Genomic DNA, 16,044 nt, shown 5'->3' on the forward strand with positions numbered 1-16,044 from the left:
TCTGTTGACGTTTGCTGACGAACCGCGTTGCGATGCCCAGCGCCAAATGGGTCGGCGTCGCGGTCGTCAGCAAACGTCAACAGACCCTGGACTCAGCCATAGAGTCCAGTTATTAGCCTTAAGCACCAAACAGGACTAGGTTTAAACCTCTGTTCGTTCCCTCAGTCCGTAGCCGTGCGGACTCAAAGGAGTCATTTCAATGCCGTCCCTCGATAGCCTGAAAACCCTTAAAACCTTACAAGTTGACGACAAGACCTATCACTATTTCAGCTTGCCGGATGCCGCCAAGAGCTTGGGCGATCTGGAGAAGCTGCCAATGTCGTTGAAAGTGCTGCTGGAAAACCTGCTGCGCTGGGAAGATGAAAAAACCGTCACCGGCGCCGACCTCAGGGCGATTGCCGCCTGGCTCAAGGAACGTCGCTCCGACCGTGAAATCCAATACCGCCCCGCGCGGGTACTAATGCAGGATTTTACCGGCGTTCCTGCCGTGGTCGATCTGGCCGCCATGCGTGCCGCGATGGCCAAGGCCGGCGGCGACCCGCAGCGAATCAATCCGCTCTCCCCCGTGGATCTGGTGATCGACCACTCGGTGATGGTCGACAAATTCGCCAGCGCCAGCGCCTTCGAACAGAACGTCGACATCGAAATGCAGCGCAACGGTGAACGTTATGCCTTCCTGCGCTGGGGCCAAAGCGCCTTCGACAACTTCAGCGTGGTGCCGCCGGGCACCGGGATCTGCCACCAGGTGAATCTGGAATACCTGGGACGCACGGTCTGGACCAAGGATGAAGACGGCCGCACCTATGCCTTCCCCGACACCCTGGTCGGCACCGACTCCCACACCACCATGATCAACGGCCTCGGCGTGCTCGGCTGGGGCGTCGGCGGGATCGAAGCGGAAGCGGCGATGCTTGGCCAACCGGTGTCAATGCTGATCCCGGAAGTGATCGGCTTCAAACTCACCGGCAAGCTCAAGGAAGGCATCACCGCCACCGACCTGGTGCTGACCGTCACCCAGATGCTGCGCAAGAAAGGCGTGGTCGGCAAATTCGTCGAGTTCTATGGTGACGGCCTCGCCGACTTGCCACTGGCAGACCGTGCGACCATCGCCAACATGGCCCCGGAATACGGCGCCACCTGCGGCTTCTTCCCGGTGGATGACATCACCCTCGAATACCTGCGTTTATCCGGTCGCACCCGCGAGACCGTGAAACTGGTCGAGGCCTACAGCAAAGCCCAGGGCCTGTGGCGCCTGCCGGGCCAGGAACCAGTGTTCACCGACAGTCTGGCGCTGGACATGGGCAGCGTCGAAGCCAGCCTTGCCGGGCCGAAACGCCCACAGGACCGGGTATCGCTGCCGAATGTCGCGCAAGCGTTCAGTGACTTCGTCGACCTGCAATTCAAACCCACCAGCAAGGAAGTCGGTCGACTTGAAAGTGAAGGCGGCGGTGGCGTCGCGGTGGGCAATGCCGATCTGGCCGGTGAAGCCGACTACGAATACGACGGTCAGGTGTATCGATTGAAAAACGGCGCGGTGGTGATTGCCGCGATCACCTCCTGCACCAACACCTCCAACCCGAGCGTGATGATGGCCGCCGGCCTGGTGGCGAAGAAAGCCGTGGAAAAAGGCCTCAAGCGCAAACCGTGGGTCAAGAGTTCGCTGGCCCCTGGCTCGAAAGTGGTCACCGACTACTACAAGGCTGCCGGCCTGACCCAGTACCTTGATGAACTGGGGTTTGCCCTGGTCGGCTACGGCTGCACCACGTGCATCGGCAACTCCGGGCCATTGGCGGAGCCGATCGAAAAAGCCATTCAGGCCGCCGACCTCACCGTCGCCTCGGTGCTGTCGGGCAACCGCAACTTCGAAGGTCGCGTGCATCCTCTGGTGAAAACCAACTGGCTGGCCTCCCCACCGCTGGTCGTCGCTTATGCGTTGGCCGGCACGGTGCGCATCGACATCAGCAGCGAGCCTTTGGGTACCGACAAAGAGGGCAATCTGGTTTATCTGCGGGACATCTGGCCAAGCACCAAAGAGATCGCCGACGCGGTGAACCAGGTCAACACCGCGATGTTCCACAAGGAATACGCCGAAGTGTTTGCCGGCGACGAGCAATGGCAGGCGATTGAAGTGCCGCAAGCGGCGACGTATGTCTGGCAGGACGATTCGACGTACATCCAGCATCCACCGTTCTTCGATGACATCGGTGGTCCGCCGCCGGTGGTCAAGGACGTCGCCGGCGCCAGAGTCCTCGCGTTGCTGGGTGATTCGGTGACCACCGATCACATCTCCCCGGCCGGCAACATCAAGGCTGACAGCCCCGCAGGCCACTACCTGCGCGAGAAAGGTGTGGAACCACGGGATTTCAACTCCTACGGCTCGCGGCGCGGCAACCACGAAGTGATGATGCGCGGCACCTTTGCCAACATCCGCATTCGTAACGAGATGCTCAGCGGCGAAGAAGGCGGCAATACGATTTACATTCCCACCGGGGAGAGGATGCCGATCTACGATGCGGCGATGCGTTATCAAGCCTCGGGCACGCCGCTGGTGGTGATTGCCGGGCAAGAATACGGCACCGGATCGAGTCGCGACTGGGCGGCCAAGGGCACCAATCTGCTGGGGGTCAAAGCGGTTATCGCCGAAAGTTTCGAACGGATTCACCGCTCCAACCTGGTGGGCATGGGCGTGTTGCCGTTGCAGTTCAAACTGGATCAGAACCGCAAGAGCCTGAACCTGACCGGCAAGGAGACGCTGGATATTCTGGGTTTGACCGGCGTCGAGCTGACGCCTCGGATGAACCTGACACTGGTGATCACCCGTGAAGACGGCAGCCGCGAGAAAGTCGAGGTGTTGTGCCGGATCGATACCCTGAATGAGGTGGAGTACTTCAAATCGGGGGGGATTTTGCATTACGTGTTGCGACAGTTGATTGCCTCGTAACAGACTGCTGACACAGACACCGCCTTCGGGCGGTGTTTTTGTTTGGGCCTCGAACGTCCTTATAATCCCGCACTGCTTTGGCATTGATTACAAATATTTGCCCAACACAAAACCACTGTGGGAGCGAGCTTGCTCGCGATAGCGGAGTGTCAGGCAACATTGATGTTGGATATGACAGCCCCATCGCGAGCTAGCTCGCTCCCACATTGACCGAGTCGCCCTGCAAATTTTCGAACACAAGGACTTCACATGCTTGCTCTGCCATGGAACTACCTGGCCCTCCTCTCCCTCGGCTATGGTCTGGCACTGATCTACGGCCAACTCGGCTGGCTGGCCCTAATCTCCGTCGCATTGTTGCTGTTCACAGGTTTCGCCGTGCGCCAGCAAAAGATTCAAGCTGGCCGCTACCTCGGTCATGGGGTGTTCTTTGTCCTGGTCCTGGCACTGGCGATGCACTGGCTTCCCGGCTTCCAAAACGGTAGCGCCATCACCCCTCAGCGATTCACCGACGATGCCGTGCCGTTTTTCATGTACCTGAATCAGGACAAACCCCTGATCGGGTTCTGGCTTTTGCTGGCTTGCCCATGGATTGTCGGCCGGCATTCGTTGCGCCTTTCCCTCTATGCCACCGCGCTGGGGCTGACGTTGAGCGCCGTGCTGGCCTTGGGTGGCGCGCTGTTGTTGGGCGTGATCAGTTGGGCACCGAAGTGGCCGGATCAAGCCTGGTTGTGGCTACTGAACAATCTGCTGCTGGTAACGCTGGTGGAGGAAGCACTCTTCCGCGGCTACATCCAGGGCAGTCTGACACGGTGCTTCAAAAACCTGCCCTACGGTGAAAACCTCGCCCTGCTCCTCGCCTCGCTGCTGTTCGGCCTGGTGCATGTGGGGGCCGGCTGGCAATGGGTGTTGCTGGCGGGCCTGGCGGGTGTCGGCTATGGTCTGGCCTACCGTTTTGGTGGACTGGGTGCGGCCATCGCCACCCATTTCGGCCTGAACCTGCTGCACTTCGGGCTGTTCACCTATCCGATGCTCGCCGGCTGACGCAAGGGTCGTTTTGCGACGCGCCACTGATTATTGAAAAATAATCTCAATAAATGGCTGACGATGCCGACAACCCGTCAAAGCCTTGCGGATTGAAAAAGCCATGCGTAACAACCAGCCTATTACACAACGCGAACGGACCTTCCCGGCTCAGCAACGGTTGATTTCCACCACCGATGCCAAGGGCGTGATCACTTACTGCAACGACGCTTTCGTCGAGATCAGTGGGTACTCTCGTGAGGAACTGATCCGCGCGCCGCACAACCTGGTCCGTCACCCTGACGTCCCTGCCGCGGTGTTCGCACACATGTGGGGCACACTGAAACAAGGCTTGCCATGGATGGGCATTGTCAAGAATCGCTGCAAGACCGGTGATCACTACTGGGTTAACGCCTATGTCACGCCGGTTTTCGAAGGCAATCAGGTGGTCGGTTACGAATCGGTGCGGGTCAAACCCACCGCCGAGCAGATCCGCCGTGCCGAAGCGCTCTACCAACGCATCAACCAGGGCAAGTCAGCGATTCCTTCGACGGACAAATGGCTGCCGGTGCTGCAGGACTGGCTGCCGTTCATTCTGGTCAGCCAACTGAGCTTCATGATCGGCGCATCGCTCAATTCCCAATGGGGTTTTGCGCTGGCCGCCGGCCTGTCGGTGCCATTGGGCCTGCTGGGGTTGAGCTGGCAACAGCGTGGCCTCAAGCGTCTGCTGCACTTGGCCGGGCAGACCACCTCCGACCCGCTGATCGCGCAGATGTACACCGACAGTCGCGGCGCCCAGGCACGCCTGGAGATGTCGATCCTCAGCCAGGAAGCCCGCCTGAAAACCTGCCTGACCCGTCTGCAGGACACCGCCGAGCACCTGAGCGACCAAGCGAAACAGTCCGATACCCTGGCGCATAACAGCTCCAGCGGGCTGGAACGCCAACGTGTCGAAACCGAGCAAGTGGCCACCGCCGTCAATCAGATGGCCGCCACGACTCAGGAAGTCGCCAGCCACGTACAGCGCACGGCCGATGCGACTCAGGAAGCCAATCGCCTGACCGGTCGTGGCCGCGACATCGCCGGGGAAACCCGCGAAGCCATCCAGCGCCTGTCGGTGGTGGTCGGTGAAACCGGCCTGACCGTGACCCAACTGGCCAAGGACAGCGACGAAATCGGCGGCGTGGTCGATGTGATCAAAGGCATCGCCGATCAGACCAACCTGCTGGCGTTGAACGCGGCTATCGAAGCGGCGCGTGCCGGCGAGATGGGGCGTGGCTTTGCGGTGGTTGCCGACGAAGTCCGTCAACTGGCGCAACGCACCAGCGAATCCACCGGGCAGATCCACGCTTTGATCGCCAAGCTCCAGCAAACCGCCAGCACCGCGGTGCAAACCATGGAAGCCGGCCATCGCCAGGCCGAAGAAGGTGTGGCGCGGGTACTGGAAGCGGATCAGGCACTGGTGGGGATCAGTGAAGCGGTGGCCAACATCACCGACATGACTACACAGATTGCTGCTGCGACTGAAGAGCAAAGTGCTGTGGCCGAAGAGATCAGCCGCAACATCAGCAACATCTCGCACTTGGCGGATCAGACGTCGGAACAGGCGCAACACTCGGCGTTGTTGAGTGAAGAGCTGACGAAGACAGCGAATACCCAGTATTCGTTGGTGGAGCGGTTTAACCGCTGATTGTTGCCGGGAGCTAACCTCGGACTGTGGGGTGGGCAGGGTTAGAGAGTTGTGTCGCCTTGAAAATCCACCCCTCACCCCAGCCCTCTCCCCAAAGGGGAGAAGGGGAAAGGGAGCAGATTTTCATGGTTTCCAGAGCCTGAGTTCGACTCGATATATCAGGTCGATGTAGCTCGAATAATCACCTCGGTCAGTCCCCTCTCCCTCTGGGAGAGGGTTAGGGTGAGGGCTGGCCCTGAAGGAACGCAGCCACTCGACTTGCCGTCGCAGCCAAATGCTGCTCATGGGTAAACCCCGAAGCCTTCAACGGCGTCAAGTCATGATCTCCGGCGACCAGCCAAAACACCTCGATACTCGGCGCCAACGTGTAAGCCTCAACGGCCTCGCGATTCCCCAACGCATCCCGCTCGCCCTGAACAATCAACGTGCGTGCCTTTAACCCAGCCAAATGCTCAACCCGAGGCTTCTCCGGCTTGCCCACCGCATAAAACGGATACCCGAGGCACACCAACGCATCGGCCTCCAGTTCATCCGCCAAAAGACTCGCCATCCGCCCGCCCATGGACTTGCCACCGATGGCCAGACGCCCAGTGACATGGCGTCGCACCACCGCATACACCTCACGCCAGCATTCGAGCAGTTTCGGTGCCGGGTTCGGAGGACGCTTGCCACCCTCGATGCGCCGTTGCGCCATGTACGGAAACTCGAAGCGCAGCACGTTGATCCCAGATGCAGCAAGGCGTGCAGCCATGTCGTTCATCCAGCCACTGTCCATCGGCGCACCGGCGCCATGAGCCAGGATCAACGTCGCCGATGCTGGCGTTGAGGCGACATTCCACAACCATCCGTGATCCCGCACACACCGCGCCCATTGATCCCCGTCAATACTGGCCTTGTGCTCTTTGTCCATGCTTGCCTCGCTTTTAGTCTGCCTATAACTCCAGGCGAAGGGAGCGTCTGTCCTGCGGTTTACTCGCAAAGACGGGCCTTCACTTCGGCTGAACCGTGGATGGGGAACCATGAACACTTCTATCAGTACCGCCTACAACTACAAGGTGGTCCGCCAATTCGCCATTATGACGGTGGTGTGGGGCATCGTCGGCATGGGGCTCGGGGTTTTTCTCGCGGCTCAATTGGTCTGGCCCGAACTCAACTTCAATCTGCCGTGGACCAGTTTCGGGCGCCTGCGCCCGTTGCACACCAACGCAGTGATCTTCGCCTTCGGCGGTTGCGCCCTGTTCGCCAGTTCGTTCTATTCGGTGCAACGCACCTGCCAAACTCAATTGTTCGCGCCGAAAATCGCCGCGTTTTGCTTCTGGGGTTGGCAAGTGGTGATCCTGCTGGCGGCTATCAGCCTGCCGCTGGGTTACACCAGTTCCAAGGAATACGCCGAACTGGAATGGCCGATCGACATCCTGATCACCATCGTCTGGGTCGCCTACGCCGTGGTGTTCTTCGGCACGATCATGCAGCGCAAGACCAAGCACATCTACGTCGGCAACTGGTTCTTTGGTGCGTTCATCATCACCGTGGCGATTCTGCACATCGTCAACAACCTTGAGCTGCCGGTGAGTTTCACAAAGTCCTACTCGGTGTACGCCGGTGCGACCGATGCCATGGTTCAGTGGTGGTACGGGCACAACGCCGTAGGCTTTTTCCTCACCGCCGGTTTCCTCGGGATGATGTACTACTTCGTGCCGAAACAGGCCGAGCGCCCGGTGTATTCCTATCGCTTGTCGATCGTGCACTTCTGGGCGCTGATCACCCTGTACATCTGGGCCGGTCCGCACCACTTGCACTACACCGCGCTGCCGGACTGGGCACAGTCGCTGGGCATGGTGATGTCGCTGATCCTGCTGGCACCGAGCTGGGGCGGGATGATCAACGGGATGATGACGCTCTCGGGCGCCTGGCATAAGTTGCGCAGCGACCCGATCCTGCGCTTCCTCGTGGTCTCGCTGGCGTTCTACGGCATGTCGACCTTCGAAGGGCCGATGATGGCCATCAAAACGGTCAACGCCCTCTCCCACTACACCGACTGGACCATCGGCCACGTGCACGCCGGCGCCCTCGGTTGGGTAGCGATGATCTCCATTGGCGCGCTGTACCACATGATCCCGAAAATCTTCGGCCGCACGCAGATGCACAGCATCGGCCTGATCAACGCGCACTTCTGGCTCGCCACCATCGGCACCGTGCTGTACATCGCGTCCATGTGGGTCAACGGCATCGCCCAAGGCCTCATGTGGCGCGCTGTCAACGAAGACGGCACGCTGACCTACTCCTTCGTCGAAACCCTGGTGGCCAGCCACCCAGGCTTCGTCGTGCGGCTGGTAGGCGGTGCGATTTTCTTCAGCGGCATGTTGCTGATGGCCTACAACACCTGGCGCACCGTGCGGGCCTCGCAGCCTGCCGAAGTCGCCGCTGCTGCGCAGATCGCCTGAGGAGGCCGCCATGAAACACGAAACAATCGAGAAAAACGTCGGCCTGCTGATGTTGCTGATGGTGCTGGCCGTGAGCATCGGCGGCCTGACCCAGATCGTCCCGCTGTTCTTCCAGGACGTGACCAATAAACCGGTGGAAGGCATGAAGCCCTACACCGCGCTGCAACTGGAAGGTCGCGACATCTACATCCGCGAAGGCTGCGTCGGTTGCCATTCGCAGATGATCCGTCCGTTCCGCGCCGAGACCGAACGCTACGGCCACTACTCGGTGGCCGGTGAAAGCGTCTGGGATCACCCGTTCCTCTGGGGCTCGAAACGTACCGGTCCGGACCTGGCCCGGGTCGGCGGTCGCTACTCCGAAGACTGGCACCGCGCGCACTTGTACAACCCGCGCAACGTGGTGCCGGAATCGAAAATGCCCGGCTATCCGTGGCTGGTGGCCAATCAACTCGACAGCAGCCACACCGAAACCAAGATCAAGGCGATGCGCACCCTCGGCGTGCCATACACCGACGACGACATCGCAGGCTCCGTCGCCTCGCTCAAGGGCAAGACCGAAATGGACGCCCTGGTCGCTTACCTGCAAGTGCTCGGCACGTCCATCAAGAGCAAGAGGTGAGCCATGGCCATGCCCTTTGAAATAATAAGTGAAATGAGCAGTGGAATGATCCGCGGCCTGGGCACGGTCGTGGTGTTCGTGGCCTTCGTCGGCCTGACGCTGTGGGTGTTCAACGGCAAGCGCAATCCGGAATTCGCCGAAGCGCGTTTGCTGCCGTTCGCCGATGAACCGCTACCCGATGACGCCACCCAAGAACCTGAAACAAGGAGTACCCGGCCATGACCACCTTCTGGAGTACGTGGATCTGCGTACTGACCATCGGCAGCCTGATCGGCCTGACCTGGCTGCTGATCGGCACCCGCAAGGGCGAAACCAAGGGCAGCGTCGACCAGACCATGGGCCACAGCTTCGACGGCATCGAGGAGTACGACAACCCGCTGCCGCAGTGGTGGTTCATGCTGTTCGCCGGCACGCTGGTATTTGCCGTGGGCTATCTGGTGCTTTACCCCGGCCTGGGCAACTGGAAAGGCATCCTGCCGGGTTACGAGGACGGTTGGACCGGCGTTCACGAGTGGGAAAAGGAGATGAACAAGGCCGATGCCAAGTTCGGGCCGATCTTCGCCAAATTCGCGGCGATGCCCGTGGAAGAAGTGGCCCAGGACCCGCTAGCGTTGAAAATGGGTGGTCGCCTGTTTGCCTCCAATTGCGCGGTCTGCCACGGCTCGGATGCCAAGGGCGCCTTTGGCTTCCCGAACCTGGCGGACACCACCTGGCGCTGGGGCGGCAACGCCGACACCATCAAAACCACGATCATGGGCGGTCGTATGGCGGCCATGCCGGCCTGGGGTGAAATCCTCGGTGATGCTGGCGTGAAGAACGTCGCAGCTTATGTGCGCCATGACCTGGCCGGCCTGCCCCTGCCGGCCGACGACACCGCCGACCTGCAAGCCGGACAGCAACTGTTCAGCACCACCTGCGTAGCCTGTCATGGGGCAAACGGCCAGGGCACTGAAGCCATGGGCGCGCCGAATCTGACGCAACCGGCCGGTTTTATCTACGGAACAAGCCTGGCGCAACTGCAACAAACGATTCGTCATGGCCGCCAGGGCCATATGCCGGCGCAGAACGAACTGCTCGGCAACGACAAGGTGCAATTGCTGGCCGCTTACGTTTACAGCTTGTCTCATGGACTGAGCACCGAGCGCTTGCAGGCTGAAGGCAAACACGAATAAATCTCGACCGCTCTGCTGCCGCATTCTCCCGGATGCGGCAGTTCCCTGCCCCTTTGCGACCAAGTGTCGCACCCCTCCGTTGGTCCTCCTTTCGGTTCCCCGGATTCGGGTCTAAGCTTCCCCGATGCGGACTGGCATGAGCCGGTTCCAGGTCGACCCAACCCGATGTGTTCGACGAATCTGCTCGATGACAGGCCGCAAAGGCTGGTAGATACCGGCTGTCGTGCCAATTGCCATCTGTCACCTGATCGTTGTGTTTGAACACACCCCGTTACATCCGACCTGACCCCCTCACCATTTTCGTCTGCTGCGACATTTTGCCCTTGGGCAATTTTGTCCCTACGCGGCGCATGGAAAGGCCGCAGAATCAGCTTTTGAAAGCATTGACCCAGGTCATGGCGCGTTGCAATGACCCCCCGCTTTCTCCATACTTGCGGCCGATTTTTACTCCTAATAAAACACCCAAACCGTGGAACCTTAGAATGAGCACAGCAATCAGTCCGACTGCTTATAACTATAAGGTAGTCCGCCAGTTCGCCATCATGACGGTGGTCTGGGGGATCCTTGGCATGGGGCTTGGTGTCTTCATCGCCTCACAGCTTGTATGGCCGGAATTGAACTTCGGTCTGCCGTGGACGACTTTTGGACGCTTACGCCCGTTGCACACCAACCTGGTGATTTTCGCCTTCGGTGGTTGTGCTCTGTTTGCCACTTCTTATTACGTCGTGCAGCGAACCTGCCAAACGCGACTGATTTCCGACAGCCTCGCTGCCTTCCACTTCTGGGGATGGCAAGCGGTGATCATCGGCGCGATCGTTACCTTGCCGCTGGGTTACACCACCACCAAGGAATACGCGGAACTGGAATGGCCCCTGGCTATTCTGCTGGCCATCGTCTGGGTTACTTACGGTCTGGTGTTCTTCGGCACCATCGTCAAGCGCAAGACCAAGCACATCTATGTCGGCAACTGGTTCTACGGTGCCTTCATCGTCGTGACTGCGATGCTGCATATCGTCAACCACATGTCGCTGCCGGTAAGCCTGTTCAAGTCCTACTCCGCTTACTCGGGCGCGACGGACGCGATGATCCAGTGGTGGTATGGCCACAACGCGGTCGGTTTCTTCCTGACCACCGGCTTCCTGGGGATGATGTACTACTTCGTTCCGAAGCAGGCCGAGCGTCCGATCTACTCCTATCGTCTGTCGATCGTGCACTTCTGGGCGCTGATTACCCTGTACATCTGGGCCGGTCCGCACCACTTGCACTACACCGCGCTGCCGGACTGGGCTCAGTCGCTGGGCATGGCGATGTCGATCATCCTGCTGGCACCAAGCTGGGGCGGCATGATCAACGGCATGATGACCCTGTCGGGCGCCTGGCATAAGCTGCGCACCGACCCGATCCTGCGTTTCCTAGTTGTGTCCCTGGCCTTCTACGGCATGTCGACCTTCGAAGGCCCGATGATGGCCATCAAGACCGTCAACTCGCTGTCTCACTACACAGACTGGACCATCGGCCACGTACACGCCGGCGCCTTGGGCTGGGTAGCGATGATCTCGATCGGCGCCATCTACCACATGATCCCGAAACTGTTCGGTCGTGTGCAGATGCACAGCATCGGCCTGATCAACACGCACTTCTGGCTCGCGACCATCGGTACCGTTCTGTACATCGCTTCGATGTGGGTCAACGGCATCACCCAGGGTCTGATGTGGCGTGCAATCAACGACGACGGCACCCTCACCTACTCGTTCGTTGAAGCGTTGCAAGCCAGCCATCCTGGTTTCATCGTTCGCGCCCTGGGCGGTGCGTTCTTCGCCAGCGGCATGCTGTTCATGGCCTACAACGTATGGCGTACCGTACGTGCCTCGAACCCGGCTGAAGCCAAAGCTGCTGAACAGATTGCTGTAGTTGGAGCTCACTGATGAAGCATGAAGCAGTCGAGAAGAACATTGGCCTGCTGGCCTTCTTCATGGTTATCGCCGTCAGCGTCGGCGGCCTGACCCAAATCGTTCCGCTGTTTTTCCAGGACGTCACCAACAAGCCGGTCGAAGGCATGAAGCCTCGCACCGCCCTTGAACTGGAAGGCCGCGACATCTACATCGCCAACGGTTGTGTCGGATGCCACTCGCAGATGATCCGCCCGTTCCGTGCTGAAACCGAACGTTACGGCCACTACTCGGTCGCCGGTGAAAGCGTCTGGGACCACCCGTTCCTGTGGGGTTCCAAGCGTACCGGCCCGGACCTGGCCCGTGTTGGCGGTCGTTACTCCGATGACTGGCAGCGTGCGCATTTGTACAACCCGCGCAACGTGGTGCCTGAGTCGAAAATGCCAGCCTACCCGTTCCTCGTGGAAAACAAGCTCGACGGCAAAGACACCGCCAAGAAAATGGAAGTCTTGCGCACGCTCGGCGTCCCTTACACCGACGAAGACATCGTCGGCGCCAAGGATGCTGTGAAGGGCAAAACCGAAATGGACGCGCTGGTGGCCTATCTGCAAGGCCTGGGCACCATCATCAAAAGCAAACGGTGATTTAGATGGATATCGGGATGATTCGTGGCCTGGGCACCGTTGTTGTGATGGTGGCCTTCATCGGTCTGGCGTTGTGGGTATTCAGCCCCAAGCGCAAGTCGGAGTTTGAAGACGCGACCTTGCTGCCTTTCGCGGATGATCCCGAAGCCATCAAGCACGTCGAGCAAGCTTCTAGGAGTAACAAAGAATGACTACGTTCTGGAGTCTGTACGTCACAGTCCTCAGTCTCGGCACGATCTTCGCCCTGACCTGGCTGCTGCTGTCCACCCGCAAGGGCCAGCGCAGCGAAGCCACCGAAGAAACGGTTGGCCACTCCTTCGACGGGATCGAGGAGTACGACAACCCACTGCCAAAATGGTGGTTCATGCTGTTCGTGGGCACCATCATCTTCGCATTGGGCTACCTGGTGCTGTACCCGGGCCTGGGCAACTGGAAAGGCCTGCTGCCGGGCTACAACTACCTCGATAACGACAAGCAGACCGCGTTCGCCAACGGCCAGAGCGGCTGGACCGGCGTTCACGAGTGGGAAAAGGAAATGGCCAAGTCGGACGCCAAGTTCGGCCCGATCTTCGCCAAGTTCGCTTCCATGCCGATTGAAGAAGTCGCCAAAGACCCGCAAGCCCTGAAGATGGGTGGCCGCCTGTTCGCCTCCAACTGCTCGGTCTGCCACGGTTCCGACGCCAAGGGCGCTTATGGCTTTCCTAACCTGACCGACGCCGACTGGCGCTGGGGCGGCGAAGCGCAAACCATCAAGACCACCATCATGGGCGGTCGTCACGCTGTGATGCCGGCCTGGGCAGAAGTGATCGGCGAGCAAGGCGTTGCGAACGTTGCCGCGTTCGTACTGACCAACCTCGATGGCCGCAAACTGCCGGAAGGCACCAAGGCTGACCCGGTAGCCGGCCAGAAGCTGTTCGCCGCCAACTGCGCGGTGTGCCACGGTCCGGAAGGCAAAGGCACGCCAGCGATGGGCGCGCCTAACCTGACCCACCCGGCAGCGTTCATCTACGGTTCGAGCTTCGCTCAACTGCAGCAGACCATCCGTTACGGCCGTCAGGGCCAGATGCCTGCGCAAGAACAGCTGCAAGGCAACGACAAGGTTCACCTGCTGGCCGCTTACGTCTACAGCCTTTCTCACGGTGAGAAAGCGCCAGTGGCAGACGCCCAGTAAGGCAAACGCTTGAAGCAACAAAAAACGGCCCCGCCAATGTGAATTGGCGGGGCCGTTTTGTTTGGATTGCGCTGTGCACTAAACGTGTAGGAGCTGCCGAAGGCTGCGATCTGTTGATCTTGTTTTTTATCCATCAGCGCAAGTGTTCCCAAGAAAGCAAAATCAAAAGATCGCAGCCTTCGGCAGCTCCTACGCGGGGGGATCCGGGGATTAACCGGGAAATGGCGGTTGCTGAGCAAAGCTGGATTGAACACTCCAGCTGGAAAACTCGTCCATAATTCACAAGTCAATTGATTCAAGTCATTACACCGTCAGTTGAATTCCACCAACGTGACCAAAGGTCGCACCCTTGAGTTAGAGCTACAGGCGTATCATTGCGCCACTGCAACACCTCTTTTTGACCGCGGTCGGCATGTACTGACCGAGGCATTTTTCCACTGCCGTGGGATGCAATGATGAGCAATCAGATTCCGGTACACGACGTCACCCCTGCCAAGAACGCGAACAACAGCGTCGACCTCTACGCCTCTCGAGAAAAAATCTACACCCGCGCCTTCACCGGCCTGTTCCGCAACCTGCGGATGATGGGCGGTGCCGGGCTGTTTCTGCTGTATTTCGGTACGGTCTGGCTGAGCTGGGGTGGCCATCAGGCCGTCTGGTGGAACCTGCCGGAACGTAAATTCTTCATCTTTGGCGCAACCTTCTGGCCTCAGGACTTCATCCTGCTCTCGGGGATCCTGATCGTCAGTGCTTTCGGCCTGTTCTTCATTACCGTGTACGCCGGGCGGGTCTGGTGCGGCTATACCTGCCCACAGAGTGTCTGGACCTGGATTTTCATGTGGTGCGAGAAGGTCACCGAAGGCGACCGCAACCAGCGCATCAAGCTCGACAAAGCGCCCATGAGCGCCAACAAGTTCCTGCGTAAATTCAGCAAACACACGATGTGGCTGTTGATCGGCTTCGTGACCGGCATGACCTTCGTCGGTTACTTCTCGCCGATCCGCGAGCTGAGCATCGACTTTTTCACCGGCGAAGCCGATGGCTGGTCGTATTTCTGGGTCAGCTTCTTCACCCTCGCCACCTACGGCAACGCCGGCTGGTTGCGCGAGCAGGTGTGCATTTACATGTGCCCCTACGCACGTTTCCAGAGCGTGATGTTCGACAAAGACACCCTGATCGTTTCCTACGACCCGCGCCGTGGTGAAAGCCGCGGCCCGCGCAAGAAAGGCGTCGACTACAAGGCCATGGGCCTGGGCGACTGCATCGACTGCACCATGTGCGTCCAGGTTTGCCCGACCGGCATCGATATCCGCGACGGCCTGCAAGTCGAATGCATCGGCTGTGCGGCCTGCATCGATGCCTGCGACAGCATCATGGACAAGATGGATTACCCGCGCGGCCTGATCAGCTACACCACCGAGCACAACCTGTCCGGGCAAAAAACCAATAAACTGCGCCCGCGCCTGATCGGCTATGCCACGGTGCTGCTGGCGATGATCGCCTTGCTGGTGACCGCTTTCTTCATGCGTTCGCTGGTCGGTTTCGACGTCAGCAAGGACCGCGTGCTGTACCGCGAGAACGCCGAAGGCCGGATCGAAAACGTCTACAGCCTGAAGATCATGAACAAGGATCAGCGCGACCACACCTACGTGCTCGAAGCCGCTGGCCTGCCGGACCTCAAGCTGCAAGGCAAGCGCGAGATCAAGGTCGCCGCCGGGGAGATTTTCAGCCAGCCGGTCGAACTGTCCAGCGCACCGGAAAAGCTGCCATCGAGCACCAACGAGGTGAAATTCATCCTCAAGGATGCCGATGACGACAGCGTCCACATTGAAGCCAAGAGCCGGTTCATCGGCCCACAAGTTCGTTGAGAGAAGTGATCATGCCCACAGCAACTGCCGCAAGCCCCTGGTACAAGCACCTTTGGCCGTGGATCATCATCGCCATCCTGGCGTGTTCCGTGACACTGACCTTGTCCATGGTGACGATCGCGGTGAACAACCCGGACAACCTGGTCAACGACAACTATTACGAGGCCGGCAAAGGCATCAACCGCTCCCTCGACCGTGAGCTGCTGGCGCAGACCCTGCTGCTGCGCGCCAGTGTTCATCTGGACGACGTGACCGGTGAAGTCGACCTGCGCCTGAGCGGCAACAGCCAACCGAAAAACCTGGAGCTGAACCTGATCTCGCCGACCCAGCCGGAGAAGGATCGCAAAATCACCCTGACACGCAGCGAAACCGAACAGGGCCGCTACATTGGCCAGTTGAGCGACAAGGTAGACGGTCGCCGCTTTGTGGAACTGCTGGGCGTACAGGACGACAAGACCTGGCGCATGTTCGAAGAAGAACAGGTCAGCCATGACAAGGATCTGCTGCTGGGTGATGAACCGCTGCAAGGCGCCGAAGACCTGAAAAAACCGTAAACCTGCAAAACCTGCAAAACCTGTAGGAGCTG

Annotated in this window: 14 protein-coding genes; 13 read left to right on the forward strand and 1 reads right to left on the reverse strand. The window is 59.5% G+C overall.

Translation table 11 applies throughout. The features are described from left to right. Nucleotides 1–199: 199 nt before the first annotated feature. The 3 genes from acnA to VD17_RS30295 all read left to right on the forward strand — a co-directional run bounded on the left by acnA (nt 200) and on the right by VD17_RS30295 (nt 5,651). Nucleotides 200–2,941 (forward strand): aconitate hydratase AcnA, encoded by a 2,742-nt coding sequence (gene acnA, locus VD17_RS30285; protein ID WP_046057043.1) that lies wholly within the window; start codon nt 200–202, stop codon nt 2,939–2,941. Nucleotides 2,942–3,190: 249 nt separating this feature from the next. Beyond that, the gene (locus tag VD17_RS30290) at nt 3,191–3,982 is read left to right on the forward strand and encodes a CPBP family intramembrane glutamic endopeptidase (RefSeq protein WP_046057044.1); all 792 of its coding nucleotides are present in this window, start codon (nt 3,191–3,193) and stop codon (nt 3,980–3,982) included. 103 nt (nt 3,983–4,085) lie between these two features. Continuing rightward, a complete protein-coding gene (locus tag VD17_RS30295) occupies nt 4,086–5,651 on the forward strand; it encodes a methyl-accepting chemotaxis protein (protein ID WP_046057045.1) in 1,566 nt (521 codons plus the stop codon). A gap of 217 nt (nt 5,652–5,868) precedes the next feature. Here the strand turns inward: VD17_RS30295 and VD17_RS30300 are convergent, their stop codons facing one another. Further along, nucleotides 5,869–6,561 (reverse strand): alpha/beta family hydrolase, encoded by a 693-nt coding sequence (locus tag VD17_RS30300; protein ID WP_046057046.1) that lies wholly within the window; start codon nt 6,559–6,561, stop codon nt 5,869–5,871. Nucleotides 6,562–6,670: 109 nt separating this feature from the next. Between VD17_RS30300 and ccoN (VD17_RS30305) the strand changes: the two genes are divergently transcribed. The 10 genes from ccoN (VD17_RS30305) (at nt 6,671) to VD17_RS30350 (ending at nt 16,012) form a co-directional block, all read left to right on the forward strand. After that, nucleotides 6,671–8,095, forward strand: coding sequence for a cytochrome-c oxidase, cbb3-type subunit I (gene ccoN / locus VD17_RS30305; RefSeq protein ID WP_046057047.1), 1,425 nt, complete (start codon nt 6,671–6,673; stop codon nt 8,093–8,095). Nucleotides 8,096–8,105: 10 nt separating this feature from the next. Then, nucleotides 8,106–8,714 carry a cytochrome-c oxidase, cbb3-type subunit II gene (ccoO, locus tag VD17_RS30310; protein ID WP_008157297.1) on the forward strand — a complete coding sequence of 203 codons (609 nt, stop codon included), beginning with the start codon at nt 8,106–8,108 and terminating at the stop codon, nt 8,712–8,714. Nucleotides 8,715–8,735: 21 nt separating this feature from the next. Beyond that, nucleotides 8,736–8,936 carry a cbb3-type cytochrome oxidase subunit 3 gene (locus VD17_RS30315; RefSeq protein ID WP_311132817.1) on the forward strand — a complete coding sequence of 67 codons (201 nt, stop codon included), beginning with the start codon at nt 8,736–8,738 and terminating at the stop codon, nt 8,934–8,936. Further along, a complete protein-coding gene (gene ccoP / locus VD17_RS30320) occupies nt 8,933–9,886 on the forward strand; it encodes a cytochrome-c oxidase, cbb3-type subunit III (RefSeq protein WP_046057049.1) in 954 nt (317 codons plus the stop codon). Before VD17_RS30315 ends, ccoP (VD17_RS30320) begins: the two co-directional genes overlap by 4 nt. Nucleotides 9,887–10,368: 482 nt before the next feature. Beyond that, the gene (gene ccoN / locus VD17_RS30325) at nt 10,369–11,811 is read left to right on the forward strand and encodes a cytochrome-c oxidase, cbb3-type subunit I (protein WP_046057050.1); all 1,443 of its coding nucleotides are present in this window, start codon (nt 10,369–10,371) and stop codon (nt 11,809–11,811) included. Then, the gene (ccoO, locus tag VD17_RS30330; protein WP_046057051.1) at nt 11,811–12,419 is read left to right on the forward strand and encodes a cytochrome-c oxidase, cbb3-type subunit II; all 609 of its coding nucleotides are present in this window, start codon (nt 11,811–11,813) and stop codon (nt 12,417–12,419) included. The genes ccoN (VD17_RS30325) and ccoO (VD17_RS30330) overlap by 1 nt, the downstream gene beginning before the upstream one ends. 5 nt (nt 12,420–12,424) lie before the next feature. Continuing rightward, nucleotides 12,425–12,610 carry a CcoQ/FixQ family Cbb3-type cytochrome c oxidase assembly chaperone gene (locus tag VD17_RS30335; protein WP_003175465.1) on the forward strand — a complete coding sequence of 62 codons (186 nt, stop codon included), beginning with the start codon at nt 12,425–12,427 and terminating at the stop codon, nt 12,608–12,610. Continuing rightward, entirely contained in the window at nt 12,607–13,590 is a 984-nt protein-coding gene (ccoP, locus tag VD17_RS30340) for a cytochrome-c oxidase, cbb3-type subunit III (RefSeq protein ID WP_046057052.1), read from the forward strand. Before VD17_RS30335 ends, ccoP (VD17_RS30340) begins: the two co-directional genes overlap by 4 nt. Nucleotides 13,591–14,045: 455 nt before the next feature. Continuing rightward, nucleotides 14,046–15,458, forward strand: a complete 1,413-nt coding sequence (gene ccoG, locus VD17_RS30345; RefSeq protein WP_046057053.1) for a cytochrome c oxidase accessory protein CcoG — start codon at nt 14,046–14,048, stop codon at nt 15,456–15,458. Nucleotides 15,459–15,469: 11 nt separating this feature from the next. After that, nucleotides 15,470–16,012, forward strand: coding sequence for a FixH family protein (locus VD17_RS30350; protein ID WP_046057054.1), 543 nt, complete (start codon nt 15,470–15,472; stop codon nt 16,010–16,012). Nucleotides 16,013–16,044 lie beyond the last annotated feature (32 nt).

Source organism: Pseudomonas fluorescens, from assembly GCF_000968015.1.
Lineage (GTDB): Bacteria > Pseudomonadota > Gammaproteobacteria > Pseudomonadales > Pseudomonadaceae > Aquipseudomonas > Aquipseudomonas fluorescens_W.